This window comes from Brevibacterium sp. LS14 (assembly GCF_012027885.1).
Taxonomy (GTDB): Bacteria; Actinomycetota; Actinomycetes; order Actinomycetales; family Brevibacteriaceae; genus Brevibacterium; species Brevibacterium casei.
On the sequence record NZ_SJXG01000011.1, the window covers coordinates 53190 to 71794 of the forward strand.

Genomic DNA, 18605 nt, shown 5'->3' on the forward strand with positions numbered 1-18605 from the left:
GGCAAGCTCACTTGCTGTCCGCGGGGTCCTCTGACTTGTCCTTGACGACGGTGGCGACCGCCTCGGCGATATGCTCGCACTCTTTGACGACCATGCCGTCGGGGACGGTTACCCCGCGCAGGGCGCCGCGGGCGACTATTGCGCGGTTCATGCCCAGTCTCGCCGCCTCGCTGAGCCGCTGGCCGATGTTGGGCACGTTGCGGATCTCACCGGAGAGGCTGATCTCACCGATCGCGACGAACTTCGCATACAGGGCGCTGTCCTTCGCCGCCGATGCCAGGGACAGGCAGATCGCCAGGTCACTGGCGGGTTCGGCGAGTCTGGCTCCGCCGACCGTGGCGGTGAAGACGTCAGACTTCGCGAAGCTCGTCGTCGAGATGTTCTGGCTGAGCACGGCGAGCATCATCGCCACTCGGGAGGAGTCGACGCCGGAGACGGATCGACGCGCCTGCCCGGCGACTGATTCGGTGACGAGGGATTGGACCTCGACGAGGAGTGGACGCTTGCCCTCCTGGGTGACGGTCAGGCACGTTCCGGCGGGATTCGAGCCGGTGCTGCGGGAGAGGAAGAGGCCGGAGGGGTCCTCGAGGCTCCTGATCCCGTTCTCCTCCATGTCGAAGCACCCGACTTCGTCGGTGGGTCCGAAGCGGTTCTTCACCGCCCGGAGCATGCGCAGTCGGGAGTGCTTCTCGCCTTCGAACGTGCAGACGACATCGACCAAGTGCTCGAGCAGACGGGGTCCGGCGATCGTGCCGTCCTTCGTGATGTGTCCGACGAGCACCGTGGAGAGCGACCTGGCCTTGGCTTCGCGAATGAGGGCGGCGGCGACTTCGCGCACCTGCGTGACACCGCCGGGAACGCCGTCGACCTCGGAGGAGGCCAGGGTCTGGATCGAGTCGACGATGAGCAGGTCGGGGTCTTCGGCTTCGATCATGCCGAGCACGGTTCCCAGGTCCGTCTCCGCGGCGAGCAGGAGGTTCTCCTCGAGGGCGTTGATCCGGTTCGCCCGCAGGCGCACCTGTCCGGCCGACTCCTCGCCGGTGACGTAGAGGACGGTCGATTCGAACTTCGCGGCCCGGGCTGCGACGTCGAGCAGCAGCGTCGACTTGCCGACCCCCGGCTCACCGGAGAGCAGGATGACCCCGCCGGGGACGATCCCGCCGCCGAGCACGCGGTCGAACTCATCGACGTAGGTCCTGCGTGCCACCGCGAGCGTCGAGTCGACCTTCGTGATCGACTTCGCGCCGCTCGACTTCTTCACCTTCGTCTTCACCGTCGAGGCGGTCTGGCCCTTCTCCTCGAGCGTTCCCCAGGCTTGGCATTCGGGGCAGCGGCCGAGCCATTTGACGGTCGAGTAGCCGCATTCGGTGCAGGTGTAGGACATGGGATCAGTCTGGCATGCGGCACGGACACGGACGCTCAGTCGAGCGTCGTGAGCACTCTCGGGCCGTCCTCGGTGATGGCGATGGTGTTCTCCGAATGCGCGCCGTTCGAGCCGTCGGCCAGTCGCAGCGTCCAGCCGTCCTCGTCGACCTTGAGCTTCTTCGAGGTGAACGACCACCACGGTTCGATCGCCAGCGTCAGGCCCGGCTTGAGCACCATGCCCCGGCCGCCCTTGCCGCGGTTGGCGACGTGGGGGTCCTCGTGCATCGTGTGCCCGAGCCCGTGCCCGCCGAAGTCGAGGTTGACCGGGATCCGCTGTTCGTCGGCGACGTCCCCGATCGCCTGCGAGATGTCGCCGAGGCGGCCCCCCGGCTGGGCGGCGCCGATGCCGGCTTCCAGCCCGGCCCAAGTCGAGTCGATGAGGCGCTGGTCCTCGTCACTGCCCTCGCCGACGACGACCGAGCGGGCGGCGTCGGCGACCCAGCCGTCGATGGAGACGGCGAAGTCGAGGGTGAGGAGGTCACCGTTCTGCATGACGTAGTCGTGCGGCTTGCCGTGGAGGACGCCGTCGTTGACGGAGAGGCAGATGACGTTGCGGAACGGGCCCGAGCCGAAGGACGGGGCATAGTCCCAATAGCACGACTTCGCGCCGGCCTCCTCGATGAGTCTGCGCGCCCGCTTCTCCAGGTGCATGAGATTCATGCCCGGTTCGGCTGTCTCAGACAGTTCGGTCAGCGTCTTCGCCACGAAGCGACCGGTCACCGCCATCTTGTCGATCTCGGCGGGTGTCTTCAGCTCAATCACGGGTGTGCTCCTTGTCGTCTGTGCTCACCGGCAATTCTAGTTCTCCGGGGCAGATGCGGGCGCGGCGGGTTGCCGGTGGCATCATCGCGTCAACGAAGGTGGTTGAGTCGAGACGTGGACACCGATAAGTTCGCGACCATGAGGAATCTCATCGTCGCCTTCTCCCTCGGAACGTCGTTGGCGCTCTCGCTGCTCAACGGAGAGGAAGCGCTGCGCAACGGAGAGCAGTGGTGGCCGCTGTGGCTCATCGTCTTCCCGCTCGTTTCCCTGGGCGGCCTGGCCGCAACTCTCTATGACCATTGGAAGCGCTTCCACTCCCGCCGGAGACGTGGCGAGGACTCAGCCTCGATGAGCAGCTGAGGCAAGTCAGCGACCACGTGTCCGAACCCGCCGGGGGCGAAGAGCGGTTCGCAAGCTGAGGATGCTGATCGCGGTGCAGCCTGTCAGGACCAGCCAGACGACAACCGCAGATCATGCGACGTCCTGGCGTCGGGTTCCGGTGATGAAAGGATTCTCGGAAACCATCGGCATGGTCTCCGGTGGGCCCAGACATTTGCGCGAGGATCCCCTGTCATCGTCCATTCGGTTCGCACCTTGAAGCGGTGCAGATATTCGGCAAGAGCCCTTTTCATCCGGATGCGGGTGTGCCTAAGGTGGATGGGCAACGGACCTTACGCATTGGAGCTTTGAGATGGCGTCACGAGACAATCCGGACCCCGCCGAACGCCGAGCGTACTTTCCTTCGACGACATCCTTGGCCCATGCTCCGCAAGTCACTGACTACGATGGTCCGAGTTCACCTCCGGACAATCCATCGGTCGGACGGATCCTCATGGTGGGCACTGACGAGCGGTACCTGCCGATCAAGGGAGACATGTGGTTCTCGACCGGCAACCATCCGATCGAGACACTCGTGCCGCTCCTCCATCTCGAGGCAGCGGGATACGACATCGACGTCGCTACGCTCTCCGGCCGCATGGTCAAATTCGAGCACTGGGCCTTTCCGTCCGAGGATGAAGCAGTCGAGGGCATCTACGAACGCTTCGAGTCCAAGTTCGCGAACCCGCTGACGCTCTCCGAGATCAGCGATCGTGACCTCGACGAGTACACAGCGATCTACTTCCCCGGTGGACACGGTGCGATGATCGGTCTGCCGCAGAGCCCGGAAGTCGCTCGCGTACTGCGCTGGATCCAGGATCGCGACCGCACCCTTATTGCTATCTGTCATGGACCCGCGGCTCTGGCGGCAGGGGGTCTCGGCGGACAGGAGAATCCCTTCGCGGGGTTTGAGACCGCAGCCTATCCCGACGAAGTCGATTCCGAACCGAGCATCACCAGTGGCTATCTGCCGGGAGAGATGACCTGGTACGTCGGCGAAGCACTGCAAGCACAGGGCATTACGGTGATCAACCATGACGTCTCCGGTCTCGTACACCGCGATCGCAACTTCGTCTCCGGAGACAGCCCTCAGGCGGCAAATGCCCTTGGTCGGCTCGCAGTCGAATACCTCTCCGAACGCCGGTCCGCTGCAGACCCCCACGAATCCTGAAAGAAGGCACCCGCTATGGACGATCAGAGCACCCCACCCGTCACCGGCCTCCATCACCTCTCGTTGACTGTCACTGACCTCGACAGAAGTCTTGAATGGTATCAGCGCGTACTCGGTTGGGAGCGCCAGCCGGGAACGTTTCCCCATTACGACCGCGAATCGACCGGCTACGGCGTCCTCCTCGCCGACCCCGCATCGGGCATGATCATCGGACTCCACACCAACACTGCGAATGAGGGTGAGACTTTCGAAGAGTCGCGCACCGGTCTCGATCATGTTTCGCTGCAGGTCGAGGACCGTGCGACCCTGGAGAACTGGGTCGAGTGGCTCGATGAGCTGGGAATTGCGCACACCGGTATCCGCGACCTCACCGAACCGTTCTCCTATTCGACTGTCGTCTTCAGGGACCCCGACAACGTCCAGCTCGAATTCGTGGCGGTGGGTTAGAGAAGTGGGATCCACGACCACCCCGATGGAGCAGTACATGGGACTGCTGCTCGAATCCTGCCACGAGGACGGCGGAGCTGTCGCCGATTACATTCCCGAACTCAAGCACGCTGATCCTGATCGGCTCGCGATCGCTTTTGCGACCCCCGACGGCGAACTCTATTCGGCGGGCGACGACGAGGACCGCTTCTCGATCCAGTCGATCTCGAAGCCGTTCGCGTACGCCCTGGCCATTGGGGACAACGGCCTCGATGATGTGCTCGCCCACATCGATGTCGAGCCCTCCGGCGATGCCTTCAACGAGATCTCCCTCGACCCTGTCTCAGGCCGCCCGCGCAACCCGATGATCAACGCCGGAGCCATCGCCTCCCACGCGCTCATCGCCGGAGACAGTGCCGAAGAGCGCGTGGACCGAGTCCTCGACTTCATGTCGCGACTCGCCGGTCGGGAGATCACTGTCGACGAGGACGTGTTCGAGTCCGAGTCGGCCAATGCCGACCGCAACCTCGCGATCGCCTACATGCTCAACTCGGTCGGTGTCCTGGAAGGCGACCCCACCGAGGTCGTGCGTGGGTACACTCGCCAGTGCTCCGCCTCGGTGACGGTGGGCGACCTTGCACGCATGGCCGCTGTCCTCGGCGCAGGAGGCCGCACCCCCGAAGGGGAACAGGTCATCGATCCCGAGGTCAACCGTCAGGTGCTCAGCGTCATGACGACGTGCGGAATGTACGACTCCGCCGGTGACTGGCTCACCGGCGTCGGCATCCCTGCCAAGAGCGGCGTTGCCGGCGGTCTCATCGGCGTCCTCCCCGGTCAACTCGGCATCGCGGTCTTCTCCCCGCGGCTCGATGAGCACGGCAACAGCACCCGCGGAGTCCGGATCTTCGAACGCTTCAACCACGACATGGGCCTGCATCTCATGGACGTCGCCGAGGTGGCCTCCTCCGTCGTCCGCCGCAGCATCGTCGACGACATCCCCGTCCACGAGATCTTCGGCGATCTGCGCTTCGTCGAATCCGAACGAGTGCTCCGCTCCTTCCTCGCTGAAAGCACCGGGCGCGGGCCGCTGGTCGTCGACGTCACGCGTGTGCACCGGGTCAACGACATCGCCCGCAGAATCGTCCTTGAGGGAATGCGGCAGCTCGACCAGCGCGGTTTCGACGTCAGGCTCGTCGACCCCGACCGCGTCCTCGGCGAACCGGAGGCCGGGCACGGTGAGATCCTCCGCGGTGAGCAGCCCAGCGGCGGCTACTCACCGAAGCGCGCCGACGAACTCTCCGACGCGCTCCGCGGCTGAGGCCACGGGCGCCAACGCTGGCTCAGAGGAACTCGACGCCCTGCGCCAGAGGCAGCTCACCGGAGTAGTTGATCGTGTTCGTGGCCTGGCGCATGTAGGCCTTCCACGAATCCGACCCGGACTCCCGTCCTCCGCCGGTCTCCTTCTCCCCGCCGAAGGCGCCGCCGATCTCAGCACCCGAGGTGCCGATGTTGACGTTGGCGATACCGCAGTCGGACCGGGAGAGGAAGGTCTCCGCCTCGGCGAGGTCTGAGGTGAAGATCGCCGAGGACAGACCCTGCGGCACACCGTTGTGGAGCGTGATCGCCTCGTCGAGGTCGGTGTACGTGACGACGTAGAGGATCGGGGCGAACGTCTCTGACTCCATCACCGGGGTCTGTGCGGGCATCTGCACGACGGCGGGTTCGACGTAGTGGGCGTCGGGTCGCTCGTCGGCGAGCACCCGGCCGCCGCCGACGAGGATCTCCCCGCCTTCGTCCTCCGCCTGGCGCAGCGTCTTCTGCATCGCCTCGTACGCTGCTTCGTTGATGAGCGGGCCGACGAGGACGCCGTCCTCGGTGGGGGAGCCGATGCTCAACGTCCGGTAGGCGGCGACGATCTTCTCGACGAAGGCCTCGGCGATCGATTCATGGACGATGAGCCTTCGCAGAGTCGTGCACCGCTGACCAGCCGTCCCGGCGGCGGCGAAGACGACACCACGGAGGGCGAGGTCGATGTCGGCGCTCGGGGCGACGATCGCGGCATTGTTGCCGCCGAGTTCGAGCAGCACCCGCCCGAAGCGCTCGGCGACGACGGGCCCGACCTCGCGTCCCATCCGCACCGACCCCGTCGCCGAGACGAGGGCGACGCGGTCGTCGCGGACCATCGCATCACCGATGTCCCGGCCCCCGATGAGCACGGGCACGAGCCCTTCCGGTGCCCCCACCTCGGCGGCGGCTCGGGCGAGCAGGGATTGGGCACCGAGGGCGGCGAGGACGGCGTTCTCCGAGGGCTTCCACACGACGGCATCCCCGGCCACGAGCGCGAGTGCGGTGTTCCACGAATACACGGCGACGGGGAAGTTGAAGGCGGAGATGACCCCGACGACGCCGAGAGGATGCCACGTCTCCATGAGCCTGTGGCCGGGGCGCTCGCTCGGCATCGTCTTGCCCCACAGCTGGCGGGACTGACCGAGGGCGAACTCGCAGATGTCGATCATCTCCTGCACTTCGCCGGCGGCCTCGGATGGGGTCTTGCCGGCCTCGACGGTGACGATCTTGGCAAGCTCCTCCTTGTGCTCGGCAAGCAGCTCACCCCACCGGGCCACCAGCTGACCGCGCACCGGTGCCGGGACGTCGCGCCAAGTCTCGAAGGCCGTGAGAGCCTGTCCGATCTTCGCCGAGGCGGTCTCCGGGGTGTCCGCGACGAGGGTCCCGAGGACCTGGCCGGTGATGGGGGAGCGGGCCGTGAGCCTCGCCCCGGCGCCGGCATCGGGTGACAGGACCGCGGCGTCGACACCGCAGGCCCTTAAGCCCTCATCGAGGAGACCGGTGATCGTGTCATCGGAGGGCAGGGCGGTCGTGGCCGTGGGTGCGGTGGTCATCGTGGTCCTTTCGTCAGCGGAGATCTGCTCCGGTGGGTTGTGTCAGTGGCGTCGGTTAGGGTGCGGGCATCGATCGGGTCGGTGCGGGCCGACCAGGAGGGAGGGGCATGGTCAGCAGTCATACGATGTTGAGCTCCTTGCGCAGGCCGGTGGCGGCGAAACGGTCCTTGCTCAGGGGTGAGACGTCGACGAACGGTGTGCGTCCGGTCATCATGTCGGCGACGACCTCACCGACCGCGGGACCCATGAGGAACCCGTGTCCGGAGAACCCGCACGCGTAGGTGAATCCGTCGAGCTCGGGCGCCTGGCCGATGAGTGCGTTGTGGTCGGGGGTCATCTCGTAGAGACCCGCCCACCCGCGTTTGACTTCGACGTCGGCGAGGTCCGGGGTCCGCTGCTCGATGAGTTCGGAGAGTCGGAACAGCCACTCGGGGTCGCGGCGTTCGTCGAAGCCCCACCGGTCCTCGATATCGGGGCAGCCGAAGAGGAGGCCGGGACCTTCGGGGTGGACGTAGTAGCTCGTGGCGAAGTCGATGGTGAACGGCATCGTCGATGTGTCGAAGTCGACCGGTTCGGACACCATGATCTCGCGGCGCAGCGGGGTCACGGGAAGGTCGACGCCGGCCATCTCCCCGATGAGGCCCGACCATGCCCCGGCCGCGCACACGACCTGCGAACAGGTGATGGGACCCAGCGAGGTCTCCACCGCGGTGATCGTCCGCTTCCCTTCGGCGCCCCTCGTGGCGAAACCCGTGACCTCGCATGACTTGCGCACCGTGACTCCGCGCGCCCGGGCGGCCGAGATGTAGCCGGCGACGACGGCCTCCGGCGTGCAGTGCCCATCGCCGCGGTTGAATGCCCCAGCGAGGAGACCCGTGGTGTCGACGAAGGGAGCGAGCTCGGCGACCTCGGCGACGGTGAGCATCCGGGAGTCGAGGCCCATGCGCTGCTGGAGGGCGACGTTGGCCTCGAACGCCGCGACCGACTCAGGAGAGTCGAGGAGGAAGAGGTAGCCGTTGGACACGAGGTCGATGTCGACGCCGTAGTCCGCCTCGAAGGTGCGGAGGATCTCGAGGCTGCGCACGGACAGGGCGATGTTGACCTCGTCGGAGAACTGGCAGCGTACTCCGCCTGCCGCTTTCGACGTCGACCCGCATCCCGGGACGTCGCGTTCGACGAGGACGATGGTCCCGGCGCCGCGTTCGGCCAGGTTCGCAGCGATCGAGGCGCCCATCACCCCGCCGCCGATGACGACAACATCAGCCTGCACGTTCCACCTCGCTCTGTGTACGGCCGACGCCTTCGTCGGCTTGCACACCATTGTGCTGTCCCTCACAGTTAAGGACAAGGCAGAGTTCGTGAACACGCTTTTCACGATTCCTTAAAACACATAGGGTGAGCCCATGGCATGGACGCTCGGGCAGCTGCAGACCTTCGTCACCGTCGCCGAGCTCGGGTCGATGACGCGAGCCGCCGACCAGCTCGGCTACAGTGTCGGCGCGGTCTCCCAGCACATGAGCGCACTGCGGCGCACCGTCGGTGCCGACCTCGTCCTCCGTCGCGGTCGGGGTCTCACCCTCACCGAGGCCGGTCGCACCCTGCTGCCGCGCGCCCGCCACATCCTCGCCGCCCACCAGCAGGCGGAGACGGCGATGCTCGGCCGTGACTTCGGCTCGGAGGCGATCGTCACCCTCGGCGTCTTCGGGTCGACGTCGGTCGTCGCGCTGCCGGCGATCGTCGCCATCCTCGCTCGCCGGCATCCGAACATCGAAGTCCGCGCCCGCGAGGTCAACGTCGAGACGATGTCGGCGGCCGTCATCGAAGGCGCGATCGACCTCGGCATCGGCATCGACTACCCGGCCGTGCCGCTGCCGCCGATGCGCGGACTGAGGTGGACGACGGTGGCGACCGAACCCTTCGGGGTCGTCACCCCGCGAGGTGTGCCGCTGCCCGGCCCCGATGACCTCGCCGAGGCGGATTGGATCCTGCCTCCGGCCACGGACCTCTTCGGGCGGGCGATGCGGTTGGCCACCTCGGCGATGGGGATCAACGCGAAGGAGACGCACATCGTCACCGACACCGCAGTCGCGCTCGCCCTCGCCGGCACCGGGCTCGGACTCACCCTGGCGACGCCGATCATGATGGCCCTCGTCGGGCACGACATCGACCTCCATCCCGTGGACGGCGCCGGAGGACGGAACATCATCGTCCTCACGTCGCCCGAACCTCCCGCCCCCGTCGCCTCCGTCGCCGAGGTGGTCGCCGAGGTCCTCGCATGAGCGGTTCCGGCGCTGCTGGGAGGCGCCCGGGGAATACACTGAGGCCATGAGCTTCGACCACCAGTGGAACCGGATCCGCGCGAACAACCCCGACCATTCCGCGAACTACGCCCAGCGCTGGCGCAAGCTCGTCGACGCCGGGCACGACATCGGGGGAGAGGCGCGATTCGTCGACGCCATGGCACCGCGCGGGGGACGGATCCTCGATGCCGGCTGCGGCACCGGCCGAGTCGGCGGACTGCTCATCGGTGCCGGTCACACGGTCTACGGGGTCGACCTCGACGAATTCCTCATCTCCGTAGCCGAGGAGGACTTCCCCTCCGGCGAATGGCACACCGGCGACATCGCCGATTTCGACTTCGCGGCGGCGGGCATCACTGACATCGACGTCACCGTCTGCGCCGGCAACGTGCTCGCCTTCCTCGATCCGGCCTCCCGGCGACAGACGCTTGCCAACATCCGGTCGACCCTCAAGCACGGCGGCCGCTTCGTCGCCGGTTTCGGGGCCGGACGCGGGTATGACTTCGACGACTTCATCGACGATGTCGAGGCGAGCGGAATGATCGTCAGCCTCAAGCTCTCGACGTGGGAGATCCACCCCTTCGAGCCCGACAGCGGCTTCCTCGTCCTCATCGCCGAACGGGTCTGATCAACAGAGCCGGTCTGGCAGAAGGCCGCGGGCCTCAGCGAGGAGCATCCGATTCGAAATCGGGCCCGGATTCGCACTGGATCCACCTCGCAGAGGCGTCGCTCGACCGCGGGGAAGCGCCTACGAGTTCGCGGGCGAGCGGTCGTGCCGCCGACCTGACTGCCCTGTGGGCTGCTTCGCGGGGACGAGGAGTGCGACGAGCAGACCGAGACCGATGATCGCGGCGATCCCGGTCATTCCGATACTCAGGCTCGGACCCGACATCGCCGTGGTCAACGTGATGAGCACGGCGAGGCCGATCGCCCCGCCGATCTGCTGACCGGCGGTTGCGAGACCGCCCACGTAGCCCTGCGCTGACTCGTCGACGCCGGTGGTCGCGGTCGCGAACATCGTCGTGAAGACGATGCCCTGCCCGAGGCTGAAGAGGAGCACGAGGGCGAACACGACGATCCAGACGGTGTGGGCACCGACGACGACAGCGATCGCCCCGACGCCGAGGAGACCGATCACCTGTCCTGTGGCCATCGTCGTGCGCAGCCCCGCCCTCGTCGCCAGGCGACCCCCGAGCATAGTTCCCGCCAGCACCCCGAGGCAGGGGATGACGAAGGCGAGCCCGGTGGCGAGGGGGCTGAGGCCCCGCGTCTCCTGGAAGTAGAGCGTGAGGAAATATGCCGAAGCGCCGAAGCCGGCCATGAACAGGAACGTCGATGCGACGCCCGTGGCCAGGTGTCGGCTGCGGAACCCGGCCAAGTCGAGCAGCGGGTGTCTCGTGCGTCGTTCGATGATGACGAGGGTGAGGGCGCTGAGCAGACCCACACCGAGGCTGAGCAGAGTCGGTGCCGCCGTCCATCCCTTCTCCGCGGCGAAGGTCAGCCCCATGACGATGAGAATCGCCGAGGCGGTGGTGAGCGCGGCACCGGGAACGTCGAGTCGGCGCAGGGATGGACGAAGTCTGTCCGCCGGGACCGCGATCACGGCGAGTACTGCGATTGCGGCGACGATCGGGATATTCACGGCGAAGACGGCGCGCCACCCCCAGGCGTCTGTGAGGACTCCGCCGAGGATGGATCCGAGGACCATTCCCGCGGATCCTGCGGCTCCCCAGATGCCCAGGGCGCGGTTGCGCTCAGCTCCTTCCGGGAACCCGACGCTGAGGAGCGCGAGAGTCGCGGGTGCCAGTGCGGCACCGCCGAGACCCTGGAATCCGCGCCCGAGGATGAGCATCCATTCGGCGACCGCGAAAGTGCCGAGCAGCGAGCCGAACATGAAGAGTCCCAGGCCTGCGAGGAACATCCGGCGACGCCCGAGGGTGTCGGTCAGTCTGCCGCAGAGGAGAAGGAAGCCGCCGAAGGCGATGGCGTAGGCGCTGACGACCCATTGCAGAGTCTGCGGGGAGAAGCCGAGTGAGGCGATTTCGGGGAGGGCGACGAAGACGATGTTGTAGTCGAGGCCGATGAGCAGTTGCGCGAGACCGAGTGCGGCAAGGAGTGCGGCGGGGCTGCGCAGGCGATCGGGAGCGTGTGTCGTGGGCATCGTAGACCTCCATATGGTCCGAGTTCGGATAATACGAAGTCTAAACATAGATTCCGAACTTTGACTATATGAGTTCGGATAAATTCTGGTATTCTCGGCACATGGCTGAATCCCTGTCCGGACTCGGGAGCGACGTCGAACTCTGCGGCCTCGTCGCCCGCCTCAACCAGCGTCTGGACTCTCATATCCGTCGTGTCGCCGACCGTCTCGGCATCACAGCCTCACAGGCCATCGCGCTGCGCGAGCTGGGCGAGCCGATGCGCCTGACCGAGCTCGCCGAGCACATGAGCTGCGAGACGTCGAACGCCGGTTACGTCGTCGACCGGATGGAGGATCAGGGGCTCGTCGAACGTCGTCCGCATCCGCAGGACCGACGCGCCAAACTCGTCTCGCTCACCGAGGCTGGACTCCACTGTCGTGCGAACGTGCTCGACGCGCTGGCCGTTGAGGCACCGGTCGATGCGCTCAGCGGCGAGGAGCGGGATGCGCTCGTCGCTCTTCTGCGTCGGGCGACTGCCGACTGATCGCCCCCACGAGGAGGATCCGATCCGAAAATCGGGCCCGGATCGCACTGGATCCTCCTCGTGGACGGGTGCCTGGGGGGGTTCCGGGGGTGAGCGTTCGCAGTCAGGCGCGGCCCGCCCTGAGGCAGCACGGGCGCGGACTCGTCAAAGCGGGCTGTTCATGATTGGGTGGTGGCAGGGCCCGTTGCCCGCAGAGTCCAGCTGCCGAGAGACAAGGAAGCACAATGATCTTCATCGTCGCGAAATTCGACGTCAAGCCTGAGAACGCGGAATCCTTCCCCGCCGTCGTCAAGGACTTCACCGAAGGCACCCGCTCCGAACCGGGCAACCTCTGGTTCGAATGGTCGCGCAGCCTGGACAAGCCCAACGAGTTCGTGCTCGTCGAGGCATTCACCGACGAGGGCGCCGAGCCGCACGTCAACAGCGACCACTTCGCCGCCGGCCTCGAATCCATGCGTCCGCTGCTCGCCTCGACACCGAAGATCATCTCCCGCAAGATCGACGGCGAGGGCTGGGACGAGATGGGCGAACTCGTCATCGACTGAGCTCGTCGTCATCGACTGAGCTCGCTCAGAGCCTCCTCGGCTCGGGTCAGCCGTTCATCGACGGGGAGCTCCCACCATTTCTCCCCGCGCTCGCCCAGCCCTCTCTTCGCGAGGTCGACGCGATCCCGGGCTCGCCGCAGTGCCGCTGAATCCTCGGCCTTCCTCGCCGCCTTCACCGCGTTGCGCGCCCGACCGAGGTGGCTCTTGAGGTCCTCGACGACACGATCGGGCAGGGCGGGATCGGTCCGCCGCCATCGCCGACCGCGAACGACCAGCCACTTCTCGTCTTCGGTGTACTCAGCCTCGCCCGCCATGGCGGCAGTCTACGTCGAGCAGGCAGAGCCGCAGCGATGCCGCGACCGCGCACGCGTCATAGACTCAGACCATGGCGACGAAAGCGCAGAACATCGAGTCCATCGAACGGGCCCTCGGCGAGCCCTGGTCCACGACCCGGCAGCGCCTCGAGAAAGCCGGCGGGAAGGACGCGAGCCACAAGGAACTCGCCGACGCCCTCTACCCGCAGTTCGACGGCGTCGTCGACAACCACGGATGGTGGGTGCAAGGGGCCGTCGTCGCCTATGAGCAGGAGATCGGGCGCCGCGTCCCCGGCCAGCGCGCCGACGGCACCTTCGACGTCGCCGTCTCCCGGACTGTGACCGGCGAGCGCGGCGACGTCATCGACCGCGTCGCCGCCCTCGTCGACGGCGAACTCGGCGGGGTCGCGCTCGACGGTGAACCGCGGGTCTCAACCACACCCAAGCGCTCCTACTGGCGAGCGAACCTCGTCGACGGCACAAAGGTCGAAGCCGCCGCCGAACCCAAGGACGACGACCGCACCCTCCTCGCCCTCACCGCCTCGAAGCTGCCCAGCGCCGAGGCGCTCGAAGACTGGCGCTCCCACCTCAAGGACCTCATCGGTCAGGTGTGAGCCCGCCTCAGCCGGGGATGATCGGGTTCCATGTCCCCAGCAGGTGCGCCGAGGCGATCGCCGCCACGGTGACGGCCAGCGCGGTGAGCACGACGACCGCGTCGGCGATCCCGAATCGTGAGCGTCGCCGCCACGTGCGTCCCCGTCGCCCGAAGGCGCGACCCTCCATCGCCATCGCCAGCCTCGTCCCCCGCCTGATCGACTGGACGAGGAGGACGAAGATCCCGGCGAAGAGGCTTCCGGTGCGCCGCAGCACGGACCCGCCGGCGAGCCCCCTGGCGCGACGCGCCATCGCCAGGGTCTGCCATTCGGTGACGAGGAGGCCGAGCAGACGCGAGGCCGCGAGCACCGAGACGACGACGGTCTCCGGCAGTCGCAGATGTTGGACGAGCGCATCCGAGAGATCCCTCGGATCGATCGTCGAGGCGAGGACGACAAGCGGGACGGCAAGCGCAAGGGCACGGACGAAGATCGCCGCGGCGGATTCGAGGGACCCGGTCGTCATGAGGATCGGACCGAGATCGACGACGACCGCCCCGGTCTTCTCCGCGAGGATCGCCGTGCCCCATGCCGCGAGCAGCGCCCCGAGCGGCAGGAACCACAGGCGCTTGAGTGCTGCCCACAGGTCGAGCCCGCTCAGCGGCAGAGCGAGCAGGGAGAAGCCGAGGACGACCCCGGCCGAGACGATGTCGATGCTCAGCAGCGCCCCGACCATGAGGATGAGGGCGACGGCGATCTTCGTCAGCGGATTGCACCGGACCAGCACAGTCGACCGGACGACGGGGATGAGCTGACCGGGATCCTCGATCGCGACCCTCTCTCGGGCGGGCGCGGCCTCACTCAACGCGCTCACCTCGCAGCGGCTGCGCGCTCGTTCCGAGGCTCACACGCCTGGCCCCGATCGCGTCGAGGAAGTCGTGGTCGTGGCTGACGGCGACGACCGCGCTGCCGTGGTCGAGGACGTCGAGGAAGAGCGTGACAAGTCCCGCCCAGGTCAGCGCATCCTGACCGAATGTCGGCTCGTCGACGATGAGGACCCGCGGCCTGGGCGCGATCATCGCCGCCACTGACAGCCGCCGCATCTCGCCGCCGGAGAGTCCCTGCGGGTGGGCGTCGGCGATCTCGGTGAGCCCGAGTGTCTCGAGCAGGCTGGTCACCCGCGATTCGACCTCGCTCTCACTCCATCCGGCCAACCTGGGGCCGAGGGCGAGCTCGTCGGCCACGCTGGCCTTGAGGAACTGGTGTTCGGGCTCCTGGAAGACCATTCCGATCCTCGGTGCGAGGAAGGCCGACGGCCAGCGGAAGGGCCGTTCGTGCTTTGCGCCTTCGGCCAGTGTCCCGTGGGCGCGCACTTCGCCTGCGAACTCGGGAATGAGTCCGGCCAGGGTGAGCGCCGTCGTCGACTTGCCGGCGCCGTTGGGTCCGACGATGCCGACCGCCTCGCCGGCTCGGATCTCGAGCGAGTGGTCGGTGGTCGCAGGCACCCCCGCCCGTGGCCGGGCCGCACTCAGCCTCTCAGCGGTGAGCACCGTCCCTCCCGGCTCGCCGGATCGCAACGCTCCCGGCTGACGCGGGGGAGTGCGGGAGCCGGACTCGGGCACCCAGATCCCGGTGGCCCGGAGCACCTCGGCGAGGGCGGGATCACCGAAGACCGCGGACGGCGATCCCTGCGCGACGACCCCACCGCGGCCGAGGACGATGACGGTGTCGACGTCGTCCGACCACAGGCTCACCCGGTGCTCGACGACGATCATCGTCGCCGAGGTGGCCGCCTGGACCGTGAGCACCGCGTCCCGGACCGAGGCCGCCGAGGCGGGGTCGATGTTCGCCGTCGGTTCGTCGAGGACGATGACCTCGGGTGCCATCGCGTGGATGCCGGCGAGTGCGAGGCGCTGCTTCTGGCCCCCGGAGAGTGCGGCCGTGGGGTGGTCGAGGGGCAGGTCGAGGCCGAGCGCTGCCAGGGAGGCGGGGATGCGCTCGTCGATGACTTCGGCGCTCATCCCGATGTTCTCCATTCCGAAGGCGACGTCGTCGCCGACGCGGGAGAAGATCACCTGCGAATCGGGGTCCTGGAGGACGAGCCCGGTCACACCTCGGCGAGGATCCGGTGGGGCGTCACCGATCACGAGCTCTCCTCCGGCCTCACCCGATTCGACGGGGAGGACACCCGCGATCGCGTGGAGCAGTGTCGACTTCCCCGCCCCTGACGGGCCGAGGAGGAGAACCTTCTCACCTGCGGCGATGTCGAGGTCGAGGGGGCCGACGGCGAGCGTGTCCCGATCGGCGTGCCGCCACGAATAGCCGCGAGCGCGGATCGGCAGACCCATCAGCGGATGCGGCCGGAGGCGAACGAGGACAGCGCCCCGGTCTTCGCGATCGCACGGTAGGCGTACCACGCACCGATGCCGGAGATGACGATGCCGGAGACGATCGCGCACACGGCGTAGGCGAGCTGGTAGGTCAGCTGCCATTCGGCGTTGTAGAGGATGTTCTCGCTCACGGCCATGAAGGCGGCTGCGACGAGACCGGACAGCGTCGTCACCCACAGCGTGAACCTCCGGTAGCCGAAGGCGGCGAAGACGAGTTCGGCACCGAGGCCCTGGATGAAGCCCGACAGGAGCACGGTCGAGCCGAAGTGGGAGCCGAGGACGCCCTCGACGATCGCGGCGAGCACCTCGCAGAGCAGCGCGGCACCGGGCTTGCGGATGATGGCGCCGGCCAGAGGTCCGGCGAGCACCCAGAGTCCGGCGATGAGTCCGATCGAGGGCGGGAAGGCCTGGAAGCCGAGTTCGATGACCTTCCAGCTGGCGGCGAGCACCCAGAAGATCAGGCCGACCGCGATGCCGAGCACCGCGGTGACGACGTAGTCGACGACGCGCCACTTCTTCGTCGGCGGGGCCTGCGTGTAGGCGGGTGCGGACTTCGCGGCGGTTCCGGGCGCGGTGGTTCTCGGCATTGTGCCTCCTCGTGTCTCAAGGAGGGGTAGAAGAGTCTCGACTTCCTTCGGCGGTGCTAGCCGCATCAGGTTCGAGGGTCTGCAGCATGATCTGCACTCTCAGCGCCCCTGCTGGCGCTCCCCTGTCGTGAGACTTACTGTACAGCACCCGCCGCGCCGCCTGTCGGGACCGCGTCAGGCGATCAGGCAGGCGGCGATGGTCGTCATGTGTCGTGCGGCTGTGGCCAGCTCGGGACGATCATCACCGGACCCTCGGCATGGTGGAGGACCCCGCGGGAGACCGAGCCGAGCAGCGCGCTCTTGACCGCTCCGCGACCACGCGTGCCCATCACCGTCAGCTGCGCCCGCTTCGTCGCCTCCGAGAGCATCGCGGTCGCATCGCCGACGACCACCGAGGTGGAGATCGGCAGACTCGGGAACTGCTCGCCGAGCGCATCCGCCTCCGCCGAGAGCGCGGTCTCGAGCTGCTTCTGCCGACGGTCGGCGACGTCGGCGCCGAGCTCGAGCTCGGGATACCAGTAGAGCCACTCCTCGCCGGCGGGCAGGACGGAGACGACCTCGAGTCCGGCCTCCCTCGAGGCGGCCACCTCGGCGGCGGTGAACATCGCGATCCGCGCGGCCTCCGAACCGTCGACGGCGACGACGACCGGTCCGCGGGCCTCGCCGCGCTGTGCTGAGTGCTGGGGGACGACGATCGTCGGGCAGTGCGCGTGCGGGGGCAGGGCCGTGGAGACCGATCCGAGCATGCGACCGAGGAACCCGCCGCGCCCTCGGGCGCCGACGATGACCACCTCGGCGTTGGAGCTGAGGTTGACGAGGACGCCGGCGGCGTCGCCGGATTCGGCCGCGTAAGTCACGGGTTCGGGATGATCGGCGAGGAGTTCGGACGCCTCGGCGAGGAGCTTCTCGGCTCCCCGCAGTGCGGCCTCGTCCTCGGGTTCGGAGGGTATGGAGGCCATGTTCGGGTAGATCATCAGCGGCATCGTGAACGCCGTGACGACGGTCAGGGGGACGCCGCGGTGGAGGGCTTCGATCGCGGCGTAGCGCAGGGCCAGGGCCGCGAGTTCGGATCCGTCGAAGCCGACGAGGACGCCGAGGTCGCGGCTGAGTCCGGACTCGGCGGGCCGCGGGTCGGCGGCGCGGTCATCGGTCGGGTTCGCAGCGGCCTGGCGAGCGGGGTTCCGGTGGGCGTCAGCGTTCATGGCAGTCCTCTCGACGGGGCCTGACCAACCCTGACGATGACGGCGGCCCCGAAAACCACATCCGTCGTCGTCGCCTCCAGTCTACCAGTGCACTTCTACAGCGTGTAGAAAAGTCGCCGAGGCGGTCGCCGGGTTGCTGTGGCGCCGCGGGGTGGCTGTGGCACCGCCGAGTTGCTGTGGCGCCGCGGGGTGGCTGTACGCCCGCGGGGTGGCTGAGCGGCCGGCGGGCGCATGGGGTTGCCGAGTCGAGGACGCCAAGTGTCGATTTCTGGCTCGCGAATCGACACTGAGCGTCCTCGAGTCGCAGCGCGCCGCGGAAAACCGGGCGGCACCCCGCGTAGGCGCCGGGCGCAGGCCCGATGGACAGCCCGGCCTCAGATGGGAAAGCCGAGGTAACTCAGGGCCGCGCGGATGATGTGCTCCTGACCGTGGGAGAGTTCGCTCGCGATGTCCTCGCGCAGCGCCTCCGACGGCGTGAGCCAGTCGAGGCTGAGCGCGTCCGCGCGCGGGGTGCACTCGCCGCGGACCTCCATGACGAAGCACATCGAGATCGCGTGCTGACGCGGGTCGTGGAGGAGCGCCGCTCCCTCGGTGGGGAAGTACTCGGCGATGTGGAACGGCGCGATGGCCGGGGGGACGACCGGCAGCGCGAGCGGACCCAGGTCGTTCTCGGCATGGCGCAGCAGAGCCGCGCGGATCGACTCGTGGTAGCGGATGCGGCCGCCGACGACCTCGCGACCCAGGGTGCCGTCGTCGAGGCGGCGCAGCAGGAGGCCGATCTCCTCGACATCGCCGGCCTCTCCGACGCGGACGGGGATGGCATTGACATAGGGGATGGGGAGACGGCGACGAAGCTGGGCGAACTCGTTGTCGTCGAACCAGTTCTCGTCGAAGTCGAGGGCAGTGCGGGTCATATCCCGATTGTGT

At 67.6% G+C, this 18605-nt stretch carries 20 protein-coding genes and 1 riboswitch; of the genes, 9 read left to right on the forward strand and 11 right to left on the reverse strand.

Annotation, left to right across the window (positions count from 1 at the left end; genetic code table 11):
* Positions 1–7 precede the first annotated feature (7 nt).
* On the reverse strand, positions 8–1384 hold the full coding sequence (gene radA / locus EZE58_RS01750; protein WP_095376681.1) for a DNA repair protein RadA: 1377 nt from the start codon (positions 1382–1384) through the stop codon (positions 8–10).
* A gap of 35 nt (positions 1385–1419) precedes the next feature.
* Positions 1420–2187, reverse strand: coding sequence for a type I methionyl aminopeptidase (map, locus tag EZE58_RS01755; RefSeq protein WP_063249262.1), 768 nt, complete (start codon positions 2185–2187; stop codon positions 1420–1422).
* A 138-nt stretch (positions 2188–2325) separates the two neighbouring features.
* Between map and EZE58_RS01760 the strand changes: the two genes are divergently transcribed.
* The 4 genes from EZE58_RS01760 to EZE58_RS01775 all read left to right on the forward strand — a co-directional run bounded on the left by EZE58_RS01760 (position 2326) and on the right by EZE58_RS01775 (position 5480).
* Positions 2326–2547, forward strand: coding sequence for a hypothetical protein (locus tag EZE58_RS01760; RefSeq protein WP_167559674.1), 222 nt, complete (start codon positions 2326–2328; stop codon positions 2545–2547).
* A gap of 475 nt (positions 2548–3022) precedes the next feature.
* Positions 3023–3736, forward strand: a complete 714-nt coding sequence (locus EZE58_RS01765; RefSeq protein WP_205772028.1) for a DJ-1/PfpI family protein — start codon at positions 3023–3025, stop codon at positions 3734–3736.
* Between the two features lie 15 nt (positions 3737–3751).
* Complete coding sequence (locus EZE58_RS01770) at positions 3752–4183, forward strand: VOC family protein (RefSeq protein WP_167559678.1); 432 nt, start codon at positions 3752–3754, stop codon at positions 4181–4183.
* Positions 4184–4187: 4 nt separating this feature from the next.
* Entirely contained in the window at positions 4188–5480 is a 1293-nt protein-coding gene (locus EZE58_RS01775) for a glutaminase (protein ID WP_342474440.1), read from the forward strand.
* Between the two features lie 22 nt (positions 5481–5502).
* On the opposite strand, the gene EZE58_RS01780 is transcribed toward EZE58_RS01775, so the two are convergent.
* Together EZE58_RS01780 and EZE58_RS01785 are read right to left on the reverse strand one after the other, a co-directional pair.
* Positions 5503–7062 carry an aldehyde dehydrogenase family protein gene (locus EZE58_RS01780; protein WP_167559680.1) on the reverse strand — a complete coding sequence of 520 codons (1560 nt, stop codon included), beginning with the start codon at positions 7060–7062 and terminating at the stop codon, positions 5503–5505.
* Between the two features lie 118 nt (positions 7063–7180).
* Positions 7181–8332, reverse strand: coding sequence for an FAD-binding oxidoreductase (locus EZE58_RS01785; protein ID WP_259801041.1), 1152 nt, complete (start codon positions 8330–8332; stop codon positions 7181–7183).
* A gap of 133 nt (positions 8333–8465) precedes the next feature.
* On the opposite strand from EZE58_RS01785, the gene EZE58_RS01790 reads away from it, so the two are divergent.
* A complete protein-coding gene (locus EZE58_RS01790) occupies positions 8466–9341 on the forward strand; it encodes a LysR family transcriptional regulator (RefSeq protein WP_167559684.1) in 876 nt (291 codons plus the stop codon).
* A 46-nt stretch (positions 9342–9387) separates the two neighbouring features.
* Positions 9388–9990, forward strand: a complete 603-nt coding sequence (locus tag EZE58_RS01795) for a class I SAM-dependent methyltransferase (RefSeq protein WP_009380648.1) — start codon at positions 9388–9390, stop codon at positions 9988–9990.
* 120 nt (positions 9991–10110) lie between these two features.
* Here EZE58_RS01795 and EZE58_RS01800 read toward each other — a convergent pair whose 3' ends face one another.
* On the reverse strand, positions 10111–11523 hold the full coding sequence (locus EZE58_RS01800; RefSeq protein WP_101623995.1) for an MFS transporter: 1413 nt from the start codon (positions 11521–11523) through the stop codon (positions 10111–10113).
* Between the two features lie 101 nt (positions 11524–11624).
* Between EZE58_RS01800 and EZE58_RS01805 the strand changes: the two genes are divergently transcribed.
* Together EZE58_RS01805 and EZE58_RS01810 are read left to right on the forward strand one after the other, a co-directional pair.
* Entirely contained in the window at positions 11625–12047 is a 423-nt protein-coding gene (locus tag EZE58_RS01805; protein WP_009380644.1) for a MarR family transcriptional regulator, read from the forward strand.
* A gap of 224 nt (positions 12048–12271) precedes the next feature.
* Positions 12272–12592, forward strand: coding sequence for a putative quinol monooxygenase (locus tag EZE58_RS01810; protein ID WP_167559686.1), 321 nt, complete (start codon positions 12272–12274; stop codon positions 12590–12592).
* Positions 12593–12600: 8 nt separating this feature from the next.
* On the opposite strand, the gene EZE58_RS01815 is transcribed toward EZE58_RS01810, so the two are convergent.
* Positions 12601–12906, reverse strand: a complete 306-nt coding sequence (locus EZE58_RS01815) for a hypothetical protein (protein WP_063249259.1) — start codon at positions 12904–12906, stop codon at positions 12601–12603.
* A 71-nt stretch (positions 12907–12977) separates the two neighbouring features.
* Here EZE58_RS01815 and EZE58_RS01820 point away from each other — a divergent pair, with 71 nt between their 5' ends.
* Entirely contained in the window at positions 12978–13520 is a 543-nt protein-coding gene (locus EZE58_RS01820) for a hypothetical protein (RefSeq protein WP_063249258.1), read from the forward strand.
* Between the two features lie 7 nt (positions 13521–13527).
* Here the strand turns inward: EZE58_RS01820 and EZE58_RS01825 are convergent, their stop codons facing one another.
* From EZE58_RS01825 to EZE58_RS01845, 5 genes are all read right to left on the reverse strand, one after another.
* Entirely contained in the window at positions 13528–14364 is an 837-nt protein-coding gene (locus EZE58_RS01825; protein WP_095376684.1) for an energy-coupling factor transporter transmembrane component T, read from the reverse strand.
* On the reverse strand, positions 14357–15847 hold the full coding sequence (locus EZE58_RS01830) for an ABC transporter ATP-binding protein (protein WP_167559688.1): 1491 nt from the start codon (positions 15845–15847) through the stop codon (positions 14357–14359). Before EZE58_RS01830 ends, EZE58_RS01825 begins: the two co-directional genes overlap by 8 nt.
* Positions 15847–16476 carry an ECF transporter S component gene (locus EZE58_RS01835; protein WP_009380623.1) on the reverse strand — a complete coding sequence of 210 codons (630 nt, stop codon included), beginning with the start codon at positions 16474–16476 and terminating at the stop codon, positions 15847–15849. Before EZE58_RS01835 ends, EZE58_RS01830 begins: the two co-directional genes overlap by 1 nt.
* Before the next feature lie 25 nt (positions 16477–16501).
* A riboswitch (TPP riboswitch) is annotated at positions 16502–16610 on the reverse strand.
* A gap of 69 nt (positions 16611–16679) precedes the next feature.
* Positions 16680–17678: a universal stress protein gene (locus tag EZE58_RS01840; RefSeq protein ID WP_167559690.1), complete on the reverse strand. Its 999-nt coding sequence runs from the start codon at positions 17676–17678 to the stop codon at positions 16680–16682.
* Between the two features lie 374 nt (positions 17679–18052).
* The gene (locus tag EZE58_RS01845) at positions 18053–18592 is read right to left on the reverse strand and encodes a DUF4916 domain-containing protein (protein ID WP_009380619.1); all 540 of its coding nucleotides are present in this window, start codon (positions 18590–18592) and stop codon (positions 18053–18055) included.
* Positions 18593–18605 lie beyond the last annotated feature (13 nt).

What these genes read in the sequence shown, in the direction of transcription:
- radA (WP_095376681.1), bottom strand. Translation starts at nt 1,384, where the DNA reads ATGTCCTACACCTGCACCGAATGCGGCTACTCGACCGTCAAATGGCTC.
- EZE58_RS01760 (WP_167559674.1), top strand. Translation starts at nt 2,326, where the DNA reads ATGAGGAATCTCATCGTCGCCTTCTCCCTCGGAACGTCGTTGGCGCTC.
- EZE58_RS01770 (WP_167559678.1), top strand. Translation starts at nt 3,752, where the DNA reads ATGGACGATCAGAGCACCCCACCCGTCACCGGCCTCCATCACCTCTCG.
- EZE58_RS01780 (WP_167559680.1), bottom strand. Translation starts at nt 7,062, where the DNA reads ATGACCACCGCACCCACGGCCACGACCGCCCTGCCCTCCGATGACACG.
- EZE58_RS01790 (WP_167559684.1), top strand. Translation starts at nt 8,466, where the DNA reads ATGGCATGGACGCTCGGGCAGCTGCAGACCTTCGTCACCGTCGCCGAG.
- EZE58_RS01795 (WP_009380648.1), top strand. Translation starts at nt 9,388, where the DNA reads ATGAGCTTCGACCACCAGTGGAACCGGATCCGCGCGAACAACCCCGAC.
- EZE58_RS01800 (WP_101623995.1), bottom strand. Translation starts at nt 11,523, where the DNA reads ATGCCCACGACACACGCTCCCGATCGCCTGCGCAGCCCCGCCGCACTC.
- EZE58_RS01805 (WP_009380644.1), top strand. Translation starts at nt 11,625, where the DNA reads ATGGCTGAATCCCTGTCCGGACTCGGGAGCGACGTCGAACTCTGCGGC.
- EZE58_RS01810 (WP_167559686.1), top strand. Translation starts at nt 12,272, where the DNA reads ATGATCTTCATCGTCGCGAAATTCGACGTCAAGCCTGAGAACGCGGAA.
- EZE58_RS01815 (WP_063249259.1), bottom strand. Translation starts at nt 12,906, where the DNA reads ATGGCGGGCGAGGCTGAGTACACCGAAGACGAGAAGTGGCTGGTCGTT.
- EZE58_RS01820 (WP_063249258.1), top strand. Translation starts at nt 12,978, where the DNA reads ATGGCGACGAAAGCGCAGAACATCGAGTCCATCGAACGGGCCCTCGGC.
- EZE58_RS01830 (WP_167559688.1), bottom strand. Translation starts at nt 15,847, where the DNA reads ATGGGTCTGCCGATCCGCGCTCGCGGCTATTCGTGGCGGCACGCCGAT.
- EZE58_RS01835 (WP_009380623.1), bottom strand. Translation starts at nt 16,476, where the DNA reads ATGCCGAGAACCACCGCGCCCGGAACCGCCGCGAAGTCCGCACCCGCC.
- EZE58_RS01840 (WP_167559690.1), bottom strand. Translation starts at nt 17,678, where the DNA reads ATGAACGCTGACGCCCACCGGAACCCCGCTCGCCAGGCCGCTGCGAAC.
- EZE58_RS01845 (WP_009380619.1), bottom strand. Translation starts at nt 18,592, where the DNA reads ATGACCCGCACTGCCCTCGACTTCGACGAGAACTGGTTCGACGACAAC.